Origin of the sequence: Collinsella aerofaciens, from assembly GCF_028209885.1 — a bacterium.
GTDB classification, from domain to species: Bacteria; Actinomycetota; Coriobacteriia; order Coriobacteriales; family Coriobacteriaceae; genus Collinsella; species Collinsella aerofaciens_BA.
In genome coordinates, this window is record NZ_JAQLEM010000003.1 from 63,612 (window position 1) to 88,572 (window position 24,961).

Consider the following 24,961-nt stretch of genomic DNA (forward strand, 5'->3'; position numbering starts at 1 on the left):
CGCGGGTTTATCGCTGTACGTGTCGAAGCACCTCAACAGCGGCACCAACCTCGATTACGCGACGCTCCAGGCCGCGGCGAATGGCCTCGAGTCGACCCTCCGCCGTCGCCCATTCGCTCTGCGAAAGAATCTCAATCGCTTCATCAACAAATCCGTTGAGTCGTGATGAGTCGAACCAATCGAGCGAGTCCGCAAGCGCCAGTTGGACGGAAGGATTGGGTCCAAACGGCTTAGCGGCAAACCCAAACTCCCCAGCTGCGAGCACAGCAGTTGGCACGTTATACCACAGACAGTTGCCGCTATCGAACAGCGGTGCATGCCTTATCTCCAAGGTATCGACATTGCGGATGATGCCGAAGTTTCGCCAATGGCGATCGCTGTTGGCCAAAAGGGCGTCGCAAACGATCATCTGCGACATAGACCTTCTCACGGCAGCCTCATTGGCACCATGCTTGCCAAGGTAGCGACAGTATCGATCGTATGTCGAGTTTCCCCGCTGGCTACCAAGTACGCCCTTAACGTAAACAGCCGGAACGTATTCCTCGCGGCCATCAAGAAAGTCGTCGCACAGGCACACAGGGCCATCGAACATCCGCTCAACCGCATAAGGAACAAACTCACCCTCTGACAGCAAGCGACGATGTAGAGCCGTTGCAACCGCCTCGTTAAAGGGACGTTGATCGTCCATGCCGCATCCCTTGACCAGAACGCGAACGCCGTTGCGAATCATCCACGATTTAGGGAGCTCACCCTCGGACGTGTTATCCGGATTTTTAAGACCGATGCCTTCCAACCAACCCGAACGCTCTTCGGGCGCCGATCGCTCAAATTCGTTCTCGAAGTAATTGAGGTTTCGCCATTCGAGCCCGTCGCATTCTGCCGGCCGCAGCCAATAGCAATCCGAAAGCGAGAGGCCCAGGCACTGAACCGGCACCTCAACGCCGTTGACAATCCCTAGCTCGCGGTAGCGCGAGATAAGCCCAGGGCGAACATCGGGCACCGACCGATGCCCCCACCACGCGTTGAGCTCCCGCTTATTCACCGTTGGAGAAGAACTCGAGCATGTGCCAAACGGCATTCGTTGCGCATCGAGGACCTCGGCGATTTCGAAGGGAAACTCGCGCGTCGGATCAAATGAGACATGCGCGACCTCATGGTCGGCCGACATCAGCGTAAACTTGCGCCCTACATCGGCCGCAGGACGGCGTCCACGTTTGCGGACTTTTTGATAAGCGACCGCAGAATCATACTCAACCATCTTCCGTCCGCCCACAATATCGCACGTGAGCGTTCCCGATACGGCAAGCTGAGATATGCGGGCTTTCGTAACGCCCAACAGGTGGGCAGCATCACCCATAGACAAGTACTCAGATGTATCCATACGCCGCATCACCTCGTTAAGTAATTTACGCGTTTAGTTAATAGATTATATATATCATAATACTAAATTGCCCAAAGCGAAAAAAGGCCCGAGAAATCGGGCCTTAGCGATTGGTCAGCAGAGTCGCAAACTGCTCCCCTAGCGCTGTACGTAGGCGCGGACGAGCTCGAAGGTGTTGCGCACGCCGTCCATGTGGCTGCGCTCGTAGTTGTGGCTCGCGTACACGCCGGGGCCGATCAGGCCGTGACGGATGTCGTAGCCAGCCGAAAGCGTAGCCTCGACGTCGGAGCCGTAGTGCGGGTACACGTCGATGGCGTAATCGAGCTCCAGCTCGCGCGCGATGTTGGACAGCGTGGTTACCAAGTCGTAGTTGTACGGACCGCCCGAATCCTTGGCGCAAATCGACACCATGCGCTCGGTGCAGCCCAGGTCGTCGCCCACGCAGCCCATGTCCACGCTGATCATCTCGCGCGTGTCGGCCGGCACAAAGGCACCGCCGTGGCCGACCTCCTCGTACACCGTAAAGAGCAGCGACACCTTGCGCGAAAGCGACACCTCGCCGTCAGCAACGGCGCGGGCCAGACCCAGCAGAATCGACGCGGACAGCTTGTCGTCAAGGAAGCGACTCTTGATGTAGCCGCTCTCCGTCACCGTGGTGCGCGGATCCATAGCGATGATGTCGCCGGTCTGAATACCCAGCTCGAGCACATCGTCCTTGCTGTCGACGTTCTCGTCGAGCAAGATCTCCATGTTCTTCTCGATGGTTTTGACCGGCTCATCGGCCACGTGCGCCGAAGGCTCGGTATTGAGGACCACACCCGTGTACACATTGCCGTCACGCGTGTAGACGGTGCAGTTCTCGCCATCGGCCGTAGACCACTGGTGCCCACCAAGCGTCGTGGGACGCAGGCGGCCATTGTCCTTAATGGAACGCACCATGGCGCCCAAGGTATCGACATGGCTCGCCAACACAAGCGGCTCGCCCTCGCCGCCAAGCTCAACCAGCACGTTGCCCTTATTGGAGCGCTCAGGCCCAAAGCCCATATCGCGCAACGTTTCCATCAGATAATCAGTCGCCGCACGGGTATAGCCCGTAGGCGAAGCAATAGAAGTCAGCGCCTTCAACTGGCCAGTAATATAGGAGAGCGTAGAATCCATCTTGGACACCAAAGTCACCCTTTCATATCGAATTAAACCCACAACAACGATACCACCGCGAACCATCTTTTTACCTAGCGAGATGACCCATCGAGCTCCCCAGAACCGTGCCCGCTACAACAACAAGCCGGCGGGCCCCCGCCCGTAAGCCCCAGAATCTTTCCGCAGGACAGAAGGAGGCCCCGCCGCACGTAGTGCGCAGCGGGGCCTCCGACATGTCCGAGGACGATTCTGGGGCTAACGGGCGGGGGCCCGCCGAACCAAGTTAGGCAGCCGGGCAAATCTTCTTGAAGAGCTCGATGACGTCGTCGAGCGTCGCCTCGCGCGGGTTACCCGGGAAACAAGCGTCGGCCATGGCGTCCTTGGCCAGGACCTCGATCTCGTCAGCCTTCATGGCCTCGCAGACGTGCGGGATATTCACGTCGGCGGAAAGCTGCTTGACGGCGGCGATAGCGGCGTCGGCAGCCTCGTCGGTGCTCATGCCCGTGGTGTCAACGCCCATGGCGACGGCAACCTTGGCCAGACGCTCGGCGCAAACCGGCTTGTTGAACTCCATGGCGATCGGCAGCAGCATGGCGCAAGCGACGCCGTGCGGGGTGTCGTAGTGAGCGGACAGGGTGTGAGCCATGGCGTGGTCGATGCCCAGGCCAACATTGGAGAAGCCCATGCCGGCGACATACTGGCCAAGGGCCATGCCCTCGCGGCCGGAGCCGGGCTGGCCGGACTTGGCCTCGGCAACGGAGTCGCGTAGGTTCTCGCTGATCAGCTTGATGGCCTCAAAGTGGAACATGTCGGAGAGCTCCCAAGCGCCCTTGGTGGTATAGCCCTCGATGGCGTGGGTCAGAGCGTCCATGCCGGTGGAGGCGGTCAGGCCGGCGGGCATGGAAGCCATCATGTCGGGGTCGACGACGGCGACCTCGGGGGCGTCGTTGGTGTCGACGCACACGAACTTGCGGACCTTCTCGGGGTCGGTGATGACGTAGTTGATGGTCACCTCGGCAGCGGTACCGGCGGTCGTCGGCACGGCGATGGTGAACACGGCGTGGTTCTTAGTGGGAGCAACGCCCTCGAGGCTGCGGACATCGGCGAACTCGGGGTTGTTGATGATGATGCCGATGGCCTTGGCGGTGTCCATGGAGGAGCCGCCACCGATGGTCACGATAGCGTCAGCCTCGGCGGCCTTGAAGGCCTCGACGCCGTCCTTGACGTTCTGAATCGTGGGGTTGGGCTTGATCTCGGAGTAGAGGCTCCAAGCGATGCCGGCGGCATCGAGCTCGTCAGTCACCTTAGCGGTAACGCCAAACTTGACCAGATCGGGGTCGGAGCAGACGAAGATCTTCTTATAGCCACGACGCTGGAGCTCGCCGGGGATCTCCTTGATGGCGCCGGAACCATGATAAGAGATGGTATTGAGAACGAAACGATTAGCCATTGATAGCCTCCCATCGTGTGCGGAGCACCCATTACGCCCCACGCTATGAGTCCCATCCTAACGCTTTTGAAACAAAAAATGCGTGAGAACGTCAAAAGTGTTAAAGCGTTTCAACAGAAGATGAAAAAACTGCGGCAAAGGGACAGTCCCTTTGCCGCATTCGGTTACTTTCGGCAGCCCTCTTTCCAAGCCTCGGCCGCAACCTTCCAGCGTAAGCGCAAGTCGCGCTCGCGGTCGATGAACATGATGGCAAACGCGACAAACAGCAGCAAGCTCGCCACGACGATGGCGTGCAGGCCCATGCGCTCAATACACCAGTTGCCCAACACGGCGCCAAACACAAAGATAAAGATCACGCCAAAGTACAGCAGGCCGTTTTCCAAAAAGCCGCGCCTGTGGGTGATGATGTAATCGTCCACGTTTTGCAGCGCGTTGCGCAAATTGCCGATGCACATGGTCGTAGCGATACCGTGACCGTGAATCTTGCGGAAGCTCTCGACCTGCATACCGCAGGCAAACGAAGTGAGGCAGTTGGCGAGCAGGTTGTAACCGCCACCGGGGATAAAGCTCACGCCCAGCAAGATGACGGCTTCAAAAAACACCGTCACCTGGCGCCAGTGAATCACGCTGCCGAACCGCTCGTGAACCAGGTCGGCAAGCATAATGCCCACGGCAAACGACACCACGGGGAAGAAATAGCGTCCCGCCAGCTGCCAGTTGCCCTCCGAGATGCTTACACCCACGAGCAGGATGTTGCCCGTCTGCGCGTTGGCGAAAACATGGTCGCGCCCAATGTACGAATACACATCCATAAAGCCACCGGCGAGCGCCAAGATAATGCCCAGCTCAATAGACTCCGATATCTGTTTGGCACGCTGCATCGTCGTGCATCCTCCTTGTTGACGACTCTCTCGTGCGTTGGCGGAAACATAGCCGCCGTTCATACTGTAACCCATTGACAACATGGCGTGCGCGCGAGACGGGTTCTCCAACGCGCAGATACACAGTCTGGAAACAAACGATCCCCGTATCGACGCGCCGATCCCCCAGCCCATGTACTCCCCCAGTCTTTTTAGCCCCGCCCCAAAAAGACTGGTTACAATTACGTGCAGCATACAGACACCGGGAGGGATCGTGGCAAAAAAGCCTCAGCACGCTCAGAACAGCCAACGCGGACAGCAGGGCAAACAGGGCCAGCAGCAAAAGCGCGGCGGCAAGGCGCAGGCCACGGTCACCCGCGCCAAGCATTCCCAAGCGACGCCCGCCCGCCCCTGGCGTCCGGGCCGCGATAAATTCCTCCCCGTCAGTCGTGCCGACATGGATGCGCGCGGCTGGGACCAGTGCGACTTTGTCTACATCTGCGGCGATGCCTACGTGGACCATCCCAGCTTTGGCATGGCCATCATCAGCCGCGTCCTCGACGCGCACGGCTACAAGGTGGGCATCATCTGCCAACCCGACTGGACCGACCCCGCCAGCATCACTGTGCTCGGCGAGCCGCGCCTGGGCTTTTTGGTCAGCGCCGGCAACATGGACTCCATGGTCAACCACTATTCGGTGACCAAGCACCGCCGCCACACCGACGCCTATACCCCCGGTGGCGAGGAGGGGCACCGCCCCAACCGCGCCGTCACGGTCTACGGCAACCTTATCCGTCAGACGTTTAAGGACGCCCCCATCATTATCGGTGGCATCGAGGCAAGCCTGCGTCGCCTGGCCCACTACGACTACTGGCAGGACAAGCTCAAGCGCTCGGTACTGCTCGACTCGGGCGCCGACATCCTCATCTACGGCATGGGCGAGCACGCGATCGTCGAGATCGCCGACGCGCTCGACGCGGGGCTGCCCATCGATCAGATTACCTATATCAATGGCACCGTCTACCGCACCAGCTCGCTCGACGAGGTCTACGACTACGACCTGCTGCCCAGCTGGGACGACCTTGCCGCCGACAAGCTCAACTACGCACGCAGCTTTAACGTGCAGCAGCAGAATATGGACCCCATCACTGGGCATCGCCTGGTAGAGCCATATCCCAACAGCGTGTACGTGGTGCAGAACCCGCCGTCGGCGACGCTCACCACCGACGAGATGGACGAGGTGGCCGAGCTCCCCTACGCACGCGATTGGCATCCCGACTACGACGCGGCGGGCGGCGTGCCGGCCTTTGCTGAGATCAAGTTTTCCATAAGCTCCAACCGCGGCTGTTTTGGTGAGTGCTCGTTTTGCGCCCTCACCTTCCACCAGGGCCGCGTGTTGCAGATGCGCAGCCACGACTCGATCATGCGCGAGGCCGAGCTGCTCACGCGCGATCCCGAGTTTAAGGGCTATATCAACGACGTGGGCGGACCGACGGCCAACTTTAGCCGCCCCGCCTGCGACAAGCAGCTCAAGCACGGCGTGTGCAAGAACAAGCGCTGCCTGTGGCCGAGCGTGTGCAAGAACATGGTGGTCGACGAGACCGGCTACACGCAGCTGCTGCGCGACCTACGCCAGCTGCCGGGCGTCAAGAAGGTCTTCGTCCGCAGCGGCATCCGCTTTGACTACACCATGGCCGATGCCTCGGACGAGTTTTTGCGCGAGCTGCTAGAGCACCATGTCTCGGGCCAGTTACGCGTGGCACCCGAGCACGTGAGCGACGCGGTGCTGTCCGTGATGGGCAAGCCGAGTCGCGCCGTCTACGACGCATTCTGCCGTAAATTTGAACGCTTGAATCGCGAATACGGACTCAAGCAGTACGTGGTGCCGTATCTGATCTCGAGCCACCCCGGTTCAACCATGAAGGAAGCCGTGGACCTTGCCGAGGCCGTGCGCGACATGGGCTACATGCCCGAGCAGGTGCAGGACTTCTACCCCACACCGTCCACTATGTCGACGTGCATGTACTACACCGGCGTGGACCCGCGCACCATGAAACCGATCTATGTGGCGCGCGACCCGCACGAGAAGGCCATGCAGCGCGCGCTCATCCAGTATCGCAAGCCCGAGAACTACAAGCTGGTACGCGAGGCGCTGGAAAAGGCTGGCCGTCGCGACCTGATCGGCTACACCAAGCATTGCCTGATCCGTCCCGTGCCGCCGCGCCCGGGCGAGACGTCTGCTGGCGGTGGGCATGGCGCAGGCAAGAAGGGCGGCAAGGCCCACGGTGGCGCCGCTGGCAAGGGGCCTAAGGGCAGCAAGGGCCACGGCGGCATGTCGCGTGCGCAGAACACCGCAGGCCGCAACCGCGCGGCCCAGGGACGACAGGGCGCCAACGGAGGCGGCAGGCGTAACTAGCGCGGCGAGGCGGCATGCCGCCGCTGGCGGCACACACGCCCCCACCAATAAAATGCCGCTCGCCGGGGCGTCGTAAAACGATTCCCCGGCGAGCGGCCGATTAATATTGTCTATCTCAAAACATCGTTACTTTTTGTCAAAACGACCATAGAGCGCAAACGAGAGCGTCGCGGAAATAACCCAAGTCAAAGCGATGCAGACGACAATCATGATCAGATTCATGGGATTGCCGCTTGGATCGGCATAAACGGGCAACGAGGTAATGCCAGGCATAACAAAGCCGAAGCACTTTGCGCCCAGAACAACGGTGAGCGCACCGCCAATGCCATCCGCGATCATCGCAGCGATAAGCGGAGTCCTGTTAGGAACCTGAACGGTAAACAAGGCGGGCTCGGAGATTCCCATAAACGCCGAGAAGGCGCACGTCATTGCAGCGGACTTGAGCTTTTCGTCGGTCATGCGCAGGGCCGCACCAAAAGACGCACCGCTTTCGGCGAGGTTATGGCAGAAAGAAATCGGGAGCAGATAGTCATACCCCAGCGTTGCGATATTGGAAATCTGGATAGGGCTCGTTGACTGGTGCATGCCGAAGAGCACGATAAGCGGCATAAAGAAGCCCAGCAGAAAACCGGCAACGGGGCCTAACGTCGAGAATAGCCAAACGATACCGTTGGCAAGACCAAGACCGCACCAGGCACCAATCGGAGCAAGCACAAACAGGTTAACGGGAATCACGATAGCAAGGGAGAGCGCCGGAACAACAACGAGCTTAAAAAGATCCGGCACGACTTTGTCGATTGCGCGATATACAAAAGACAAGCCAATGACGCCAAAGATGACCGGAAACACGGAATCGGCGTAGCTAAAAATCGGCACCGTAAAACCGAACAACGCAAGAGGCGTCTCGCCCGTACCGACAGCGTTGACAATGGTCGGGTACATCAGCGATCCGGCAACACAAAGCGCAAGCGAGCGGTTGACTCGGAACTTATCAGCCGTAGACATTGCCAGCAAAAACGGCAAGAAGTAGAACGGGATATCCGAAATCATATTGAATATCGCAAAGTCGCCGGCACCCGTGTCGATTCCAAAAGCCGCGATAGCAGCCAGGATGCCCTTTACGATGCCTCCCGCCACCAGTGCGGGAATGATAGCGGAGAAGATGCCGGTGATGATATCGAATACGCGAGCCGAACCTTTTTGGAGCTCAGGCTGCTCGGCGTCGGCGGAGACCTCGCCACCCATCCTGTCGCCCAGCATGGGCTCCAATTCGTCATATACCGACCCCACGCTGGCGCCGATGATAACCTGCCACTGCCCGTCTTTAACTTGCGCGCCCAAGGCGCCGTCAAGCGTCTTAAGGGCCTCCAGGTCTGCCTTGCTATCGTCCTTCAGGTTGAATCTGAGCCTTGTAATGCAGTGCGTTGCCATAACAACGTTATCGGCGCCGCCCACGAGCTCGAGGACACGAGCGGCTAGTTCCTTCTTGTCTGCCACAACAATCACTCCTATCCAAGATCCTCGCCATTAGTGGCGATACATTTCTGGTACCAATAGAAAGAGTCTTTACGCAAGCGCTCCGCAGTGCCGTTGCCGCAATTATCCAGATCGACATAGATAAGCCCGTATCGCTTGTCCATCGTAAGAGGACCGCAGGCAACAAGGTCAATGAATCCCCAGATCATATATCCGCGCACGTCAACGCCATCGATCACTGCCTCTTTAAGGCACTTTATGTGCTGGCGCAAATAATCGATTCGATACTCGTCGTGGATGCTGCCATCCTCCTCGACTACATCAGATGTACCGAGGCCATTCTCGGCGATATACAGGGGCAGCCCATAGCGGTCATACATCTGGTTAAGGGTAACCCTCAGGCCAATGGGATCGAGCTGCCAGCCCCACTCACTCGTCTCGAGATAAGGGTTCTTGTTTGCCATGACCAGATTTCCCGCAGTCTTCTCCCATCCCTGATCGCAGGTGGATACCTGGGAAAAGTAGTACGAGAAGGCCAGGAAGTCGACCGTGTTGCGGGCGATAAGCTCTTCATCGCCCGGCTCCATTTGAATCTCGATATCGCACGCATCGAAATAGCGATTCATATAAGCGGGGTATTTTCCACGAGCCATCACGTCCGTATAGAACCAGTTGGAATACTGGTCGTCGTGAATAGCCTGCATGTTATCTTCGGGACGGCAGGTGGCAGGATACGTACAGAATCGAGCGATCATGCCGCCAACGGGAGTATCGGGCGAAAGACGATGGACAATCTCGACGGCACGCGCATTGGCAACGAACTCGTGGTGCAGGCACTGGAAGATGGCTCGATCGAAGTTCTCTCCCTCTTCGTCTTTGACCAGACAGACCCCGTCCCAAGGCGAAAAACGCGCTGCATTGAACTCGTTAAAAGGCAGCCAGAAATCGACCAGATCGCCCAATTCCGTAACGATTGTCTCGACATAGCGGGCGAAGAAATCAATCGTCTTGCGATTCTTCCATCCTCCATATGTGGTAACAAGATTTACCGGGATGTCATAGTGAAGCATGGTGACGAAGGTCTTAATGCCGTGCTTTTTGCACTCACCCAGCATGCTTCGATACCACTCGATGCCTTCGCGGTTAGGCTCAAGGTCATCTCCGTTAGGATAGATTCGGCTCCAGCAAATAGAGGTGCGGAACAGCTTGAGACCCATCTCCGCAAAAAGCGCGATGTCCTCACGATAGTGATGATAGAAGTCGTTGCCACGCCTAAACGGGTAGAACTCAACGCCATCATCTGCGAGAGCGTTCATTAGCTCGTCATGGCAGAAGGGGTTGTTTTGATGCTTGTCCTCGATCTGGTCATGAGTCCAGGTGCCATCCAGCCATCGACAATCCTGCGTCGACTTTCCCTTTCCGCCCTCATTCCAGGCGCCATCAGCCTGCGAGCACGATATGGCTCCGCCCCATAAAAAGTCGGAGTCAAATCCATGTTTTAACTTACCCATTTGCCCTCCTTGATCGGATGCTCCAGCGGATAACCCAATACTAGGAAGAACAAGATGCATAAGATATCGCATAGAAAGCTTGGGTTTATAACATTTTTTTAGATATAATACCGTTCAAGGCATCAATTCTACCGTTCACCGCTGGAGCACCCCATGGATTCGAATCTCAAACAGTTGCTCTATACGCATACCGAGACCGAAGAGTGGCATCGTACGCATCCGGGAGAGCCCAGCCCGCGATATAACAGGGTGGAAACCACAACCATTAACGGCCAAGAGGTCTATCTGTTTGATTGGAAAGAAACCCTTGACGAAAACCCCGTGGGCCTTATCAAAGAGTCGCGCTTTACCGACATTCCTCCTCATATCAATCGGGATATGGAGCTTAATTACGTGTACGACGGCGTCTGCACGTTCATCGTCAACGGACGGCGACTACTCCTTAAAAAGGGCGACGTGCTCATTTGCAACACCGGAGTAGTCAGAAGCGTTCCATACGTTAAGGGCGAGCATGATATCGTCATTTCAATCGTCTTCAAGAAGGAAATGTTCGATTCGGTTTTCCTGAGCCAGCTACCCGGCGCGTCACCATTAACGAATCTCCTATTTGATTTTGTGTCCAGAAACCGTGAGGCCCGCAAATATCTCATTCTTCCAGAGGAATACGCCCGACATGCGCGACGCCTCATCGAGATGCTCTTTATCGAATATCACTTTAAAGATGCCTACTCCAATGAACTCATGAGGCACCTCGCCGTCAGCCTATTCCTTGTTCTCATTCGAGGACTGTACCGACGCTCCGCAACTGATAACCAGGCGATTATGTCGGACGAACGCATCGTGTCGATTCTGAATCATATTGAGCGAAGCTACGGCGAATGCACGCTTGAAAGCATTGCGAGCGATACGGGTTATAGCACCAGCTATCTCAGCAGCTTGATCAAGCAAAAAACCGGCAAAACGTTTTCGCAAATCAAGCTCAACCAGCAGCTCACAGAGGCGGCATATCTTCTCAATAACACCGAGCGCAGCGTGCAGTATGTAGCCCGAAAAGTCGGCATCTCCAACATGTCATTCTTTTACTCAAAATTCAAAGAAGCATTCGGCGAAACGCCAGGTGCGTTCAGGACGCATCGGTCCAGTTAAAGGCGTTATTACTCAGATCGATCAGCTTCGCGCGGCACAGGAATGCACAATCGGAGCAGTGAGCGCATCGCCTCTACCAGCACAAAACCGGCGATAGCGACCGTAATTGCCACGTCGAGCGGCGTGTTCACAAACCAGAGCATCGTCATGAGATACGACACGGCATTAAAGGCAAAGTGCAGCAGAATCGTGTAGCGGAGCTTTCCGGTGGTCACGAGTACCCAGCCAAAGATGAGGCCGGCGGCCCCCGCGTAGCAACCCTGCACCCAGTTCATGTGCATAAAACCGAAAATCGCCGCCTGCAGCACGATTGCCGCGGCGACACCCCAGGCACTCGGGGCCGCCCAGGGCACTATGGCGCCGTCTTGCGGTCGCACGAGACGTCGGCGCTTCCAAAGTGGGCGGCACTGCGGGTTAAACGCTCGGAGCGAAAACTCAAAAATGATGCCGCGCACCAGCAGCTCCTCGCAAAACGGAGCGCCGAGCACCGTAGTCAGGACGGCGAGATAGCTGGTGTCGCCCATGCCTGTTTCCTCGACAAGTTCACTGTAATCGGCCGCGACCTCGGGCAACAATGACAGTACGGCGTCGGTCACGTAGCCAACGACCACCTGCAGTGCCAAGCCGATCACGATAACGCAGGCAATGCGCTTCCACGCGCTACGCACTCCCCCGCCAAGCGGACGCTCACCTTGCCAGCGCGCGATAAACGACCGCGGCCACAAATAACGCCACCATAGCAGCGCCATCAAAAACGACGCCGTCTGAGCGACGGCTTGAAACCATTGAATATCGAGGTTGTCGATCGGGAAACCCGTCAGCGCCGACACGATGTCCAGCACGGAGAACAAAACCATGCTCAGGACAATATCGGCAGCGACGACGCCAAAACAGGCAAGCGCCCAAACCAGCGCATTGAGCATGCCGACCTCCTCCCAACGACTAGTCATTGGGGACGTTCTTTAACGACTAGCTGTTGGGGACAGTCTTTGCCAAAGGCCCCGCTGGGCGAAATGTCGAACGGAAAGGTGCCGCAGCGATTGAAGGCGGCGATGAACATGCGGATGGCGTTGGACGGCGTGGTGCCTACGAGTTGGGTTGCCGCCGCGAAGGCCGCCTTTTCCTCGGGCAAGACCTTCGCGACAACCGGGGTCATGTGTTCTGCCATGGCGCTTCCTTTTTGAAACGACGGTGGTGCGGATAGATGCGGGCCACGCGGCTGGGCGACGGGCTGTGAAGGCAACCCGATTGGCCCGCATCTGGAGTTTGTTTCTACTGCGTTGGTATTATTTAGTAATCCTAAGTATTACCCCGCAGATAGAATACCATACCCAACCCTATGGGGACGGAGAAAAAACGGATCATTTTGTTGCTGAGTAAGTATTTAGAGCGTGATGATGTCCGAGATATTGAGGGCCTGAGCGTCGACGGCATCGTGCGTAGCAAGCAACAGCATGCGGCCGTCGAGCAAGTCGAGCACGACCTCGGCGCATGCGTCGCGCGCAGCGGTATCTAGGCCGGTAAAGGGCTCGTCCAGAATCACTGCGCCGCCCGGACACAGCAGGGCTCGGGCAATCTCGACGCGACGGCGCTGCCCGCCCGAGAGCTCGGCCACACGAGCATGCACATCGACCCCCGGCACCAGCAGGCGCAACAGGGCCGCGGCACTCGAGGCGTCCACGCGCGCGTCGGCGCACACCAGCACGTTATCCAAAGCCGAGGCGCCCTCTACCAGGCGCACATCCTGAAACACCATGGAGCACGGCGCGCACTCCCCCGCCGCCAGCGCAAGCAGCGTCGACTTGCCCACGCCCGAGGTGCCCATCACGCAGGCGCGCCCACCGGCGGGCACACGAAGCACCAGTCCGTCGAGCGCCGGAGCCCAGGGAGCGCGATCGCCCACGGCGAGCGCAAGCTCCGCAGCAGCCCTGCCGCCAGCAGAGCCGCCTGCACGTCCGCGAGGACCACACCTGTGTGCCCGCACGGCCGCGCGCCACGCCGCGGGCCCCGAAACCCGCAGCAACCACACCAACACGCGCTCGCATGCCCACGATGCCGCCACGACCAACACGGTCCACGCCAGCAGGTCAGCCGTCTCGATGAGCAGCTTCGCCTGATAGATGCGCTCGCCCACGGTGCCCGTCGCCATGCCGATGAGCTCCGCCGCCACGCCGGCCTTCCAGCTCATGCCGATCACGGCACGGGCACACGAAAGCGCAAACGGCAGGACTTCGCGCCAGGTGTGGGCGCAAAACAGTCGCCAGCCCCGCACGCCATGCAGACGAAACATCTGCTCCAGCGGCTGATCAACCTGCGTCAAACCCTCGACCAGCGAGAAAAACACACCCGGCAGCGCCATCAAAAAGACCGCCGCAATGCTCACGCGCGCCGACCCCAGCCAAATGAGCAGCAGGACCACCACGCAGGCAACCGGCGTAGCCTTTACAAACGAAAGCGCCGGTGCCACCAGGCGGGCAAACGTCCGCGAACGTGACGAAATCCCGGCAAGCACGCCACCACACACCGCGGCAAGCGCCAGCCCGCCCAGTATCCGCACGCCCGAGCCCGCCAAAATCGCCCAGGTACCGGCATCGCATACCAGTCGCAGCAGCGCCACCACGACAGCGCCCGGCCCCGGCAAAATCAACGGCTGCGCTGCCAACGCCGCTGCAAAGACCCACACGGCAAGCCAAAAGGCGGCAACGGCACCTACTGCCGCCACCGCCTTCATACGCTCTGTCATTTGTCGAGCAAACGCACGCACGGGCTACTCCATGTAGTAGAAATCGTCAGCCGGGAGCTTGCCGCCCACGGCGCTCGCGTCCGCATCGGCCAGCACCTGCAGGTACCCACCGAGCGCCGCCTTCATATCCTTCCCCGTCTGGCACACGAGCATGCACCCGGGAATCGCCTTTTCGGCAATCGTGGCGTTATCCACGATGCCCGCATCGACCACGGCCTGAGCCCAGCCCGCCGGCGCCGCATTGACGGCCTTCACGCTCGCCTCATGGCGGCGCAAGAATTCCGCCACGGCCTCGGGATGCTCCTCGGCAAAGGCACGGCGCACCACGGTCACGCCCGTCAGCAGGCGCGAACCCGTGTCACCCGCCAGCTCATCCCACACATCAGTCAGATTTACCGGTGCCGACAGCTTGCCCTCGCTCTTGGCGATGGCAGCGGTCTTGAACGGCTCCGGCAGCACGCCCACGGCGGACGGGTCGGCAAGCAGGGCCGACAGCACCTCGGTGGGCTCGCTCTTAAACTCGAGCGTCACCTGGCCGGTCAGGCCCGCGCGCTCCAGCAGGTAGTTCATGACGTACTCTGGCGTGGTGCCCTTGCCCGTCATGTAGACGGTATGGCCCGCCAAATCGCCAAACGAGGCCACACTCGCGTCGCCCGTCACCACGCTCAGCACGCCCAGCGTGTTGATGTCGATGACCTGCACCGCATCCTCGGTCTTGTTGTAGAGCACGCTCGCCACGTTGGCGGGCACTAGGGCGATATCGACATCGCCCTGAATCACCTTGGGCACGATCTCGTCAGCGGCAGTGTTAATCGCAAAGTCGAACTCATTGTCCGTCTCGCCATCGGTCGCCTGGCCCATAAACCGCACCAGCCCAATCGACGTCGGCCCCTTGAGCGAGGCGACGTGCACCTCGACCGGCTCGGCAGCGGCACCGTCAGCGGCAGACCCGGCAGCCGAGCCCGCGGCGGACCCGGCACCGGCAGCCCCGCCGCCACAGCCCGCGAGCGCAAGCGACAGGGCGCCCGCGGCGAGCGCCGAGGCAAACCCCCGGCGCGACATCTCAACATCAAACGCGCGCATCGCTAGCACGTCCCCTCGTTAGGCATCGTCCATGCGCGATGGTCGGTATGCAGCAATTCCTCGGCCAGCGGCGAGAGCGGCTCGCCCAAGAACTCGCGGTAGCACGCCTGGACATCGGGATTCTCGTGCGAGAAGCGAATGTCCGCAGCGGCATCCAGGCCCCACAGCACCTGGCCGCGCTCGGCCGCCAGCTCGCAGCCGTCGTGGATGGGCTGACCGCCACCACCGACGCACCCGCCCGGGCATGCCATAACCTCAACGAAGTCATAGCTCACACGGCCGTCGCGAATCGCGTCGAGCAGGCGGGCGGCGTTGCCCAGCCCGTGCGCCACGGCAACACGCACCTTGGTGCCATCGATATCGGCGACGGCTTCCTTCCAGCCATCCAGGCCACGCACGTCGGTAAAGAAATCGGCATCCGGGTTCTTGCCCGTCACCAGGTAATAGGCCGAGCGCACAGCGGCTTCCATCACGCCGCCCGTGGCGCCAAAGATCACACCCGCGCCCGTGCCAAAGCCCAGCGGCGTGTCGAGCGGCTCCTCGACCAGCGTGTCCACGCTCACGTGGCTCGCGCGGATCATGCGCACCATCTCGCGCACCGTCAGCGCAACGTCCACATCGGGCGTGCCGCCCTCGCCCACCATGCTCGGCAGCGCGCACTCGGCCTTCTTGGCCGTGCACGGCATAACGGACACCACGAACAGGCGCTCGGACTCCACGCCCAGCACCTTGGCGTAGTAGGTCTTGGCAATAGCGCCGAACATCTGCTGCGGCGACTTGGACGTAGACAGGCTGTCGACAAACTCCGGATAGCGCGCCTTCACAAAGCGCACCCAACCCGGGCAGCAGCTCGTAAACATGGGCCAGCCGCGGCTGTCACCCTCGCCCTTGGCGGCGGCGCCCAAGCGCTCGAGCAGCTCGGAGCCCTCCTCCATAATGGTGAGATCGGCCGAGAAATCGGTGTCGAACACGTACTCAAAGCCAACGCGACGCAGCGCGCAAGCCAGGCGCTCAACGGTGGCCTCCTCGCGCGGAATGCCGAGTTCCTCGCCCCAGGCGCTGCGCACGGCAGGCGCGATCTGCACCAGCACGATCTTGTCGGGATTAGCGAGCGCGTCGAACACGGTCTCGGTATCGTCGCGCTCGCGCAGCGCGCCCGTCGGGCAATGCGTGATGCACTGGCCGCACGCGACGCAATCGGTCTTGTCGATCGGCGCGCGCCCGCGGGTACCCACAGCGGTATGCGTGGCGCGGTTGGTCAGGTCCCAAATCCCTAGGCCCTGCACGCTCTCGCACACCTTGATGCAGCGCATGCATTTAATGCACTTGTCGTTTTCGCGGATGATGGGAAAATCGAAATCCCAGCCCTCGCCCGCCAAATGCCTTTGATACGGCAGATAGAAAATGCCCAGGTCGTTGGCGATGGTCTGTAGGTTGCAGTTGCCGCTGCGCACGCAGCTCGTGCACTGCGAATCGTGCTGAGACAGCAGCAGCTGCACGTTGGTGCGACGGGCCTCGCGGGCCTTGGGGCTGTTGGTGTGGACCACCATGCCGTCGAGCACGTAGTTGTTGCAGGCTGCGACCAGCTGATCGCAGCCCTCAACCTCGACCACGCACACGCGGCAGCCGCCAATCTCGTTTAGATCGCGCAGGTAGCACAGGGTGGGAATCTGAATGCCGACGGACTTGGCCGCATCCAGGATCGTGGTGTGCTCGGGCACCACGACTTCGCAGTTATCGATAATGAGCCTGACCATGTTGTGCGCTCCGTTTTCGCTGTAGTCGCCGACAGTGGTTTTGTTGAGCTCTACCATTCCAGGTTCCTCCCTCCGCGGAACGCACCAAAGCCAAAGTGGTCGCAACGCAGGCAGCGACTCGCCTCTTGGCGTGCCTCCTCCTCGGTAAGGCCCTGTTCGACCAGATTCCAATCGTGAATGCGCTCGCCGGCCTCGCGCTCGCCCAGCTCGCAGCGGCCGCACTCGTGCTTGCCCTTAAATTGCACGGTCGGCAGCTCCACGTCGAGCTTAATCTTGTGGTCGAAGCCCAGGTAGTGGTCGATATTTGCCGAAGCCACGCGGCCGGCGTTGATAGCACGGATGACGGTGGCGGGGCCGGTCTGGCAGTCGCCGCCGCTAAAGAGGCCATCGAAGTTGGGCACGGCGCCGTCCGAATCGGTGACGACGCGACCCCACTTGCAGGCGATGCCCATGTCCTCAAACGGCTTGGAGTCGATGTCCTGACCAATGGCCACGAACACGCGCTCGCAGGGGATGACCTGCTCGGGCGTGGCGGCGGCACGCGGGGCCGGGCGCCCACGGCGGGGCTCGCCGATAATCTGCGGCTGCACGCGCAGGCCCCTCACACGACCGTCCTCGCCCGTCTCGATGGCGAGCGGGGCCGTCAGCTCCAGCACCTCGCAGCCCTCGGCCTGGGCACCGGCGATCTCGGCGTCCTGGGCCGTCATATCGCAGATGCGGCGGCGGTAGACGATGCTTACCTTTTCGGCGCCGCAGCGCACGGCAGAGCGGGCCACGTCCATGGCCACGTTGCCGCCGCCGATAACGCACACGCGCTGGCCGCTCAGGTCGGGCAGCGCGTCGTCACCGATGGCGCGCAGTATCTTGACGGCCGACTCCACGCCGGGAGCCTCTTCGCCCGGAAGGCCGAGCTTCTTGTCGCTGTGGGCACCGATGGCCAGGTAGACGGCATCGAACTCGTCGCGCAGGCGAGCGAGCTCCTCGCCGTTCACGGAGTGGTCGAGCTCCACGTCGATACCGACGCTCAAGATCCAGTCGATCTCGGCCTGCAGGCGCTCGCGCGGCAGACGGTAGCTGGGAATGCCATAGCGCAGCATGCCGCCCAGGTGGTGGCGCTGCTCAAAAATGGTCACCTTGTGGCCCATCACGGCCAGGTAGTAAGCGCAGGAAAGACCGGCCGGGCCGCCGCCGATCACAGCGACGCGCTTACCGGTGTTGTCCACTACATGCGGCTTGTGGTCGTTGAGGTCGCTGTGCTCAACGGCAAAGCGCTTAAGAGCAAGGATATTCATGGGGTCGTCGACCATGCCACGGCGGCAATGCATCTCGCAGGGATGCTCGCACACCAGGCCGCAGACGAGCGGTAGCGGGTTGTTCTTGCGGATGACCTTGACGGCGTCGGCATAACGGCCGGCCTCGACGAGCGAGATGTACCCGGGGATGTCGACGTGCGCCGGGCAACCCGAGACGCACGGGACGCGGGCCTCGCGGTCAAAGCCGCAGGAGTGCTCGCGGATGTGGTGCTCAAAATCGTCGCGAAAACCGCGGATAGCCGTAAGCGCCATGGCACCGGCCTCGTAACCGATGGCGCAGTCGCTCGAAAGGTAGATGGTGCGGGCCGTGCGCTCAATCAGGTTGAGCGTGGACTCATCGGCGCGGCCCTCGAGCACATCGGCGAGCAGATCGCTCAGCGCGCTCAGGCCCACACGGCAGGGCGTGCACTTGCCGCAGCTCTGGGTGGAGCACAGGTTGACGAGCGCCGCCGTAAACTCGACGGGGCACGGGGCGAGCGAACTCACCGCCAGACGGCGTCCGAGCGCATCGTGCAGGTCGTCCATGACGGCCTGAGCGTGGCTGCGTTCCATTACGTGCAGTCGAGCCATAAGATCCCCTCTCACATGGCAGCCCGGAGGCGAGGCCGGGCGAAATTGCTACACGCACAACACTGACCTAAAAAGTTGTTAGGTCTCCACGCAGTTCGGCAGGCGGTATGAAATGTCACCATCAGCGGTGAAAATGAACATTATCGCAGATAAATGCCATATTTGATAAAACGCGTTACCAAACGACAATGCCCCGCCCGCGCAATCACGTGGGCGGGGCATTGCTTCAGGCATGCGGCCAGCGACCCTGTTGCTTTTACTTAAGCTCGGGCCAGTAACCCTTGTTGGCCTCGATCATGTCGTCGAGAACCTCCTTGGCGACCTTCATCGACGGCACGGTCTTGTTGAGCGTAAAGGCCTTAAGCGCCTTCTCGTACGAACCCTCGATCGTAGCCTCGACAATGAGCTTCTCGGAGTTCAGCTGCTGCATCATGAGGCCCTGCTGGAACAGCGGAATGTTGTCGCGGCTGATGACCTCGGGGCCGTTCTTGCCAATGTAGGCAGGCAGCTCGACCATAGCGTCGTAGGGCATGTTGGGGATGGCGCCCTTGTTCTCGCAAATGACCAGGAAGCGCTGCTTGGTGTCGTTCTTCAGAGCGATAGCCAGATCGGCAATCCAGTCGCCGTGGCTGCCCGCATAGAACGTGCTCTCGTCGATCTCGCCCGTCTTCTCGTAATGGTCGATACCATCAAAGAGGTTCTTCTCACGCGTCTCCTCAACCTCGTTAGCACGGGTGCGCTCGGGGTTGGAGTGCTCGACGAACTCCTTCTGCTGCAGGTAGTAGTTCAGATACGTGTTGGGCAGGTACTCCGGGAAGCACTCCATGATCTCGTACTCGCCCTTCCAGACGTAGTACCAGCTGCCCTTGGTGTGGCGGTTCTGCTCGGGGTGCTCGTCGACGGCCTCCTCGGGCTTCTTTGCCATGAGCGAGCCCATGCCCTTGAGGTAAGAGTCGGGCAGCAGGATCTGGTGCTCCTTGATGTACTCGCGCAGCTGCGGGAGCACCTCCTCGCCCCTGTGGCGGATCGAGGTGAACCAACCAAAGTGGTTGAGGCCAAAGTAATCGTACTCGACATCCTTCTTGTCGATATCGAGCGCGGCGCAAACCACGTCGATGATCGCGATCGGCATGTCGCAGATGTTGATGATACGAGCGTTGGGACGCAGCACGCGGCAGCCCTCGGAGACGATGGCGGCAGGGTTGGAGTAGTTGAGAATCCAGTAGTCCTTCTTGGCGTACTTCTCAACGTCATCGATCAGCTCGACCATGGGGAAGATGGTGCGCATGCCGTAGGCAAGGCCGCCGCAACCGCAAGTCTCCTGACCCACGCAGCCGTGACGCAGCGGAATCTTCTCGTCCTGCTCGCGCATGGCGTAGCCGCCCACGCGCATCTGGGCAAACACGAAGCTCGCGTCGGTAAAAGCCGTCTTTTTGTCGGTGGTCACCGTGAGCTTGATGTCCAGGCCGAGGTCCTCGTGCAAAATCCAGTCCACGAGCACGCCGATCTTGCGCTGGCGCTCCTCGTTGATGTCGTACAGACGAATCTCGTCAACGTCGAGCTCGTCCTTGCGCAGGGCGATGGACTTGACGATGCCGGGGGTAAAGGTGGATCCGCCACCACACAGAGTAATGATCATTGTTTACTGCTCCTTCTCAATTGCGTTTTCGACCTTGTCGCGCATCTCGGCGACCTTCATGCCAAAGATGATCTGGATATTATTGCCGTTGCGGTTGATGCCGCTGTTGGGCACGTGGTTGATGAGGTCCTCATTGATGAGGTCCGGGTTCTTAACGTTCACGCGGAGACGCGTAAAGCAGTTCTCGAGCTCCTCGATGTTGTCCTTGCCACCAAGACCTGCGACCAGGTCGGCAATACCTGCATCGACGCCCTCTGCGGGAGCTGCGGCAACAGCGCCCTGCTTCACCGCGACAGACGCGGCGGCCTCGCCCTCGGCAACGGACTCCGCGAGCTCGGACTCCTCCTCGCGACCAGGTGTGTGGAGGTTGAGCTTCTTGATGAGGAAGGTGAAGAGGAAGAAGTACAGAGCGGCGTTGACGACTCCAAGCACCAGCATAACCGGCCAGTTGGTCTTGTCGACACCCAGGACCAGGTTGGAAACCACGATGTTGATGATGCCGCCTGCAGTCGAAGCGGGCACGGAGAGGACCTTGAGCAGGACCAGGAAGATGCCGGAAAGAACCGAGTGAACGACAAAGAGCACGGGAGCGGCAAAGACAAAGAGGAAGTCCATGGGCTCGGTGACACAGGAGAGCACGGCGGTGATGATCAGCGGGATGATAACGGCCTTGGTCTTATCCTTGTTCCCCTTGTAAGCGGTGACGATAAAGGCGAGACCGATACCGATGTAGGGCCACAGGTTGTTGAAGGTGTAGCTGTTGAAGTAGGTGCTATCGGAGAAGGGCTGGCCCGTCATTGCCATCTCGGCGACACGGATGGGGTAGGCGCCGGCGATAACCTGATCGCCCAGTGTCAGGGTGCCACCCACATCGGAGAACTGGAACGGGGTGTAGATGAGGTGGTGCAGACCGGTGGGAACGAGCAGCTTGTTGAGCATGCCGTAGATAAACAGACCGATGTTGCCCGACTCCTTAATGATGCCGGCAACGGAGGAGATGGCGCCCTGAACCGGAGGCCAAACGATGCAGAAGCCAGCGCCCATGATCCAGGAGATGATGATCATAATCAGGAACGGGAAGCGAACGCCCGAGAACATCGAAAGGGCAATGGGGAACTGCTTGTTCGAGTACTTGTTGAACACGGCACCGGTGATGCAACCGAGAATGATGCCGCCAAACACGCCAGTATCGAGTACCTGGATGCCCATAACGGTGGCCTGGCCGGTTCCGGTAAGACCGAGCATGCCGCTCGCATCGGCAAGAGAGCCGGTGGCGTTGAGCACGATGTTGTTAGCCTGCAGGAACAGGAAGAACGACATCAGGGCGATCAGCGAAGCATGGCCCTTGTTCTTCTTTGCCATGGCGCCGGCGATGCCAACGCAGAACAGAATCGAGAGGTTATTGATGATAAACATCAGCGACTGATAGACAACGGCGCCCACAAGCTGGAACGGACCGGAGCCCAGTACGGGGACCAAAGCGCAGATGGTCTTGTTGGTCAGAATGATGCCCACGATGAGCAGGATGCCGGCAACCGAGAGATACATCATCGGCTGAACGATCGACTTCGCGAACACCTCCAACGGCGCTTTGAAATTGAACTTCTTTTTTGCGGTCATAGCGGTACTCCCCTTCCTTTTCCGCAAATTAAGACAGATGTGCCCTAGACAAGACTGTGAACCTTGCCTTATATCAATCGATGTGTGGGCACGTTATGCCTAGAGACCAGGTTCTCCAAGCAGGTTAACAATGTGGTACGCGAGATAACTCTTCTCGGCATCGGTAACGACAACGTTATAGGTAGACGACAAGTGGGCGGCTATGGCGTCCGCGCACGAGAATGCGCACGGATACGCCGTTTCATCGATTCGGAACAGCGCGTCGCCATTGATTTGCCCGGCCGCGGGATCGAGCGCTCGCTGTGCGAAAAACTGCAGGTGACGAACGAAGCGTTCGTAAGGCAGCGAGGTGTCATCGAGGGTCGTAGCATAGCGCTCAGAAACAATCGCGAGCACGTCGCGAACAAGCTGGACCGAAACAATCAAACGATCGGAGCGTTGCGGCATGGTGGCGTTGACGATATGCAGCGTAATGAAACCCTGCTCTTCTTCGCTCATCTGGATGCCCATATACTCCTTGATAATCTGCAGCGCACGGCCCGCAAGTGCATACTCCTTGCGATAGAACTGCTGAATCTCGAGCAGCAACGGATTCTCACAGGAGACGCCCTTGCGCTCGCGCTCCAAAGCAAGGCTGATATGGTCTGCGAGAGCGATGAGAATCTTGTCATTGATATCGACATTGAGCTCTCGACGAAGCATCTGAACGATGTCCTCGGAAATCACGAGGTTGACGGTGGGGATGGACTCCAAAAGATGTGCCAAGCGGTCGATCGTACGCGAATCCTGAGAAGTTCCCTCCTGCAACGCGTAGGTCTTTTCGACCGACGTCTCATCGATGGCATCGCCGGCATGACGGCCAAAGCAGAGGCCTCGACCGATGACGATGAGCTCGGAGCCATCGTCCGAAGTGACCATTGCGACGTTGTTGTTAAAAACTCGCTTGATAACCACGGTACCCACCAAAGAATTTACTCGGAAAGCCAGATGACAGGCTCTTTAACAGCAACAGGGCCGGAAGCATGCTCGCGAAGAGTCGAGTTCTCCGAACGCTCGCACACGATAACGAAGACCGTGGGATCGAAGCCGGCGGCGCGGACCACATCGAAATCGACCTCGACGAGGGCCTGACCCGCGTCGACATGGTCACCCTGGGCAACAAGCGCATGGAAGCCCTTGCCCTCAAGCTTAACAGTGTCGATTCCGATATGCAGCATCACCTGAGCAGAGCTGTCGTCGGACATGATGCCCAGCGCGTGCTCAGTCGGAAACAGCGCCGCAACAGTGCCGGAAACAGGAGCGCACACCGTTCCCTCTTGGGGAACCACGGCAACGCCATCGCCCACAGCACGGCTGCTAAAAGCGGGATCATTGGTTTTTTCTAGATTAACAAGCTCGCCGGAAACAGGAGCAAGGATTTCGAACTCGGAAGCTGCAGTCTTCTGCTCATCCGAACCGCCCATCAGGCGAGAAAAGAAACCCATGGTGGCATGTCCCTTCATAAATATAGCCCAACCAAAATCAAGCGAATGCATCCATAGAGACACACCCGTTCAAAGACTTTGGTTAGGCCCACGTCCGAGGGACTCGGTAACCTTCCGCATTTCTTTTGACGGGAGCTATTGTAGACAAGCCCAAAGCCAGAATAATCATTATGACCGGTGAACGGTATTTTTTCTCCGATAAACGGTATTTATGCGGTACTTAGGGACGTTCCTTTTCTGCCGGCACTCGGGGACACTCCTCACTCTGGTGCATTGGGGACAGGTTTGTTTGCACCAGGTTGGTGCAGATTAACCTGGTCCCATTGCACCAATTTCGTATGCGCTAGATAAAGAGCTCGCATTCCTTCCGCACGACGCAAACCTTGCTCAGCATCTGGGAAACAGCTGATAGCTTGTTGGGATCAAGCTTACGAGCGCCTCGCGGACATACGGCAATGCAGCGCATGCAGGAGATGCACGCCTCGCCAGCTGCTCGTTTGGGGTCACCCTTGTCGATAGCACAAACGGGGCACGCCGCGGCGCATGCACCGCAGGAGACGCAATCCTCTGTTGCCTCGGGTGCCATGCGGTGACCTCCGGCTTGTTTATAAGGACAATTGCCGGGGATAGAGGGCTCGGACGCATCCTCAGCCAACAGCTTTTGCTGAATTTTCTGCGCAAACTCTGCGAGCTGCGCCGCATCCTGCGCATCCGGACGACCGGCAGCAAACTGTCGCGCAATGGAATGTTCTGCAATGGCTGCAACTGCCGCGATCACCCGGAATCCCGCATGCTTCGCAACGTCCTCCAGCTCTACGAGCGTGTCCTCAAACGCGCGGTTTCCGTAGACGCACACCAGAACGGCCCGCGCTCCGTTGCCGTGAACCATGCCCAACCGGTCAGCCACCACAGCCGGGATTCTACCGGCATACGCCGGCACAGAGATTACGGCCACGTCGTCCTCGGTCATCGAGACAGCGCTGAAATCTAGCCCGCTATCGGTCAGATCGACGGTAACGGTATTCTTGTCCAGTGCCCCGGCCACAAGGCCAGACACCTTCCGCGTTCCGCCCGTCGGACTAAACACAATTTCGAATACGTTCATCTAGACACCCTCCCCCTACGCCTGGCAACGCGTCAAGCCGCTTTCACATCCAGCCAGAGTATACGGCACGTGGGGTCCCCGTTTTGATGCGCCAAGCACCCCAATGCACCCACCCTACGCTGTCTGCCTCTTCGTTTTGTATAAATTACGGTACAGATTGTATATATTTACGGGATACCGCCGTGTTCTCCCGAGGTACCCCATCCTGGCCCGTGCAAAAAACGGAGTATTCTGCAACGTGACCGCGCCAGCACCGCCGCGGGTGGG

The 24,961-nt window shown here is 59.5% G+C and carries 19 protein-coding genes; 2 read left to right on the plus strand and 17 right to left on the minus strand.

Annotated features, from left to right (window positions below; all coding sequences use genetic code 11):
- Positions 1-7: 7 nt before the first annotated feature.
- The 4 genes from PMX21_RS01320 to PMX21_RS01335 form a co-directional block, all read right to left on the minus strand.
- Entirely contained in the window at positions 8-1,381 is a 1,374-nt protein-coding gene (locus PMX21_RS01320; protein WP_271757404.1) for a hypothetical protein, read from the minus strand.
- Between the two features lie 138 nt (positions 1,382-1,519).
- A complete protein-coding gene (locus tag PMX21_RS01325) occupies positions 1,520-2,539 on the minus strand; it encodes a M42 family metallopeptidase (RefSeq protein ID WP_271757471.1) in 1,020 nt (339 codons plus the stop codon).
- Positions 2,540-2,804: 265 nt separating this feature from the next.
- Positions 2,805-3,971 (minus strand): lactaldehyde reductase, encoded by a 1,167-nt coding sequence (fucO, locus tag PMX21_RS01330; RefSeq protein WP_022094861.1) that lies wholly within the window; start codon positions 3,969-3,971, stop codon positions 2,805-2,807.
- A 164-nt stretch (positions 3,972-4,135) separates the two neighbouring features.
- Positions 4,136-4,852, minus strand: a complete 717-nt coding sequence (locus PMX21_RS01335) for a YoaK family protein (protein ID WP_052044066.1) — start codon at positions 4,850-4,852, stop codon at positions 4,136-4,138.
- A 253-nt stretch (positions 4,853-5,105) separates the two neighbouring features.
- Between PMX21_RS01335 and PMX21_RS01340 the strand changes: the two genes are divergently transcribed.
- Positions 5,106-7,247: a YgiQ family radical SAM protein gene (locus PMX21_RS01340; protein WP_271757406.1), complete on the plus strand. Its 2,142-nt coding sequence runs from the start codon at positions 5,106-5,108 to the stop codon at positions 7,245-7,247.
- A 126-nt stretch (positions 7,248-7,373) separates the two neighbouring features.
- Here the strand turns inward: PMX21_RS01340 and PMX21_RS01345 are convergent, their stop codons facing one another.
- Entirely contained in the window at positions 7,374-8,744 is a 1,371-nt protein-coding gene (locus tag PMX21_RS01345) for a PTS transporter subunit EIIC (protein ID WP_161144795.1), read from the minus strand.
- An 11-nt stretch (positions 8,745-8,755) separates the two neighbouring features.
- Positions 8,756-10,234 carry a family 1 glycosylhydrolase gene (locus PMX21_RS01350; RefSeq protein WP_271757409.1) on the minus strand — a complete coding sequence of 493 codons (1,479 nt, stop codon included), beginning with the start codon at positions 10,232-10,234 and terminating at the stop codon, positions 8,756-8,758.
- Positions 10,235-10,387: 153 nt separating this feature from the next.
- Here PMX21_RS01350 and PMX21_RS01355 point away from each other — a divergent pair, with 153 nt between their 5' ends.
- Complete coding sequence (locus tag PMX21_RS01355) at positions 10,388-11,380, plus strand: helix-turn-helix transcriptional regulator (protein WP_271757412.1); 993 nt, start codon at positions 10,388-10,390, stop codon at positions 11,378-11,380.
- 8 nt (positions 11,381-11,388) lie between these two features.
- Here the strand turns inward: PMX21_RS01355 and PMX21_RS01360 are convergent, their stop codons facing one another.
- The 11 genes from PMX21_RS01360 to PMX21_RS01410 all read right to left on the minus strand — a co-directional run bounded on the left by PMX21_RS01360 (position 11,389) and on the right by PMX21_RS01410 (position 24,634).
- Positions 11,389-12,330: a CPBP family intramembrane glutamic endopeptidase gene (locus PMX21_RS01360; protein ID WP_271757415.1), complete on the minus strand. Its 942-nt coding sequence runs from the start codon at positions 12,328-12,330 to the stop codon at positions 11,389-11,391.
- Positions 12,327-12,548 carry a type II toxin-antitoxin system RelB/DinJ family antitoxin gene (locus tag PMX21_RS01365; RefSeq protein WP_271757418.1) on the minus strand — a complete coding sequence of 74 codons (222 nt, stop codon included), beginning with the start codon at positions 12,546-12,548 and terminating at the stop codon, positions 12,327-12,329. The genes PMX21_RS01360 and PMX21_RS01365 overlap by 4 nt, the downstream gene beginning before the upstream one ends.
- A 216-nt stretch (positions 12,549-12,764) precedes the next feature.
- Complete coding sequence (locus PMX21_RS01370; RefSeq protein WP_271757422.1) at positions 12,765-14,144, minus strand: ATP-binding cassette domain-containing protein; 1,380 nt, start codon at positions 14,142-14,144, stop codon at positions 12,765-12,767.
- A 3-nt stretch (positions 14,145-14,147) separates the two neighbouring features.
- Positions 14,148-15,206, minus strand: coding sequence for an ABC transporter substrate-binding protein (locus PMX21_RS01375; RefSeq protein WP_271757425.1), 1,059 nt, complete (start codon positions 15,204-15,206; stop codon positions 14,148-14,150).
- A gap of 2 nt (positions 15,207-15,208) precedes the next feature.
- Complete coding sequence (locus PMX21_RS01380) at positions 15,209-17,020, minus strand: [FeFe] hydrogenase, group A (RefSeq protein WP_271757428.1); 1,812 nt, start codon at positions 17,018-17,020, stop codon at positions 15,209-15,211.
- Positions 17,014-18,846, minus strand: coding sequence for an NAD(P)-binding protein (locus PMX21_RS01385; protein ID WP_271757431.1), 1,833 nt, complete (start codon positions 18,844-18,846; stop codon positions 17,014-17,016). The genes PMX21_RS01380 and PMX21_RS01385 overlap by 7 nt, the downstream gene beginning before the upstream one ends.
- 256 nt (positions 18,847-19,102) lie before the next feature.
- Entirely contained in the window at positions 19,103-20,485 is a 1,383-nt protein-coding gene (locus PMX21_RS01390; protein ID WP_271757433.1) for a 6-phospho-alpha-glucosidase, read from the minus strand.
- A 3-nt stretch (positions 20,486-20,488) separates the two neighbouring features.
- Entirely contained in the window at positions 20,489-22,105 is a 1,617-nt protein-coding gene (locus PMX21_RS01395; protein ID WP_117769497.1) for a PTS transporter subunit EIIC, read from the minus strand.
- Between the two features lie 99 nt (positions 22,106-22,204).
- Positions 22,205-23,059, minus strand: a complete 855-nt coding sequence (locus tag PMX21_RS01400) for a PRD domain-containing protein (RefSeq protein WP_271757436.1) — start codon at positions 23,057-23,059, stop codon at positions 22,205-22,207.
- Between the two features lie 17 nt (positions 23,060-23,076).
- The gene (locus PMX21_RS01405) at positions 23,077-23,589 is read right to left on the minus strand and encodes a PTS sugar transporter subunit IIA (RefSeq protein WP_271757440.1); all 513 of its coding nucleotides are present in this window, start codon (positions 23,587-23,589) and stop codon (positions 23,077-23,079) included.
- A 343-nt stretch (positions 23,590-23,932) separates the two neighbouring features.
- Positions 23,933-24,634: a ferredoxin family protein gene (locus PMX21_RS01410; RefSeq protein ID WP_271757442.1), complete on the minus strand. Its 702-nt coding sequence runs from the start codon at positions 24,632-24,634 to the stop codon at positions 23,933-23,935.
- Between the last annotated feature and the right edge of the window lie 327 nt (positions 24,635-24,961).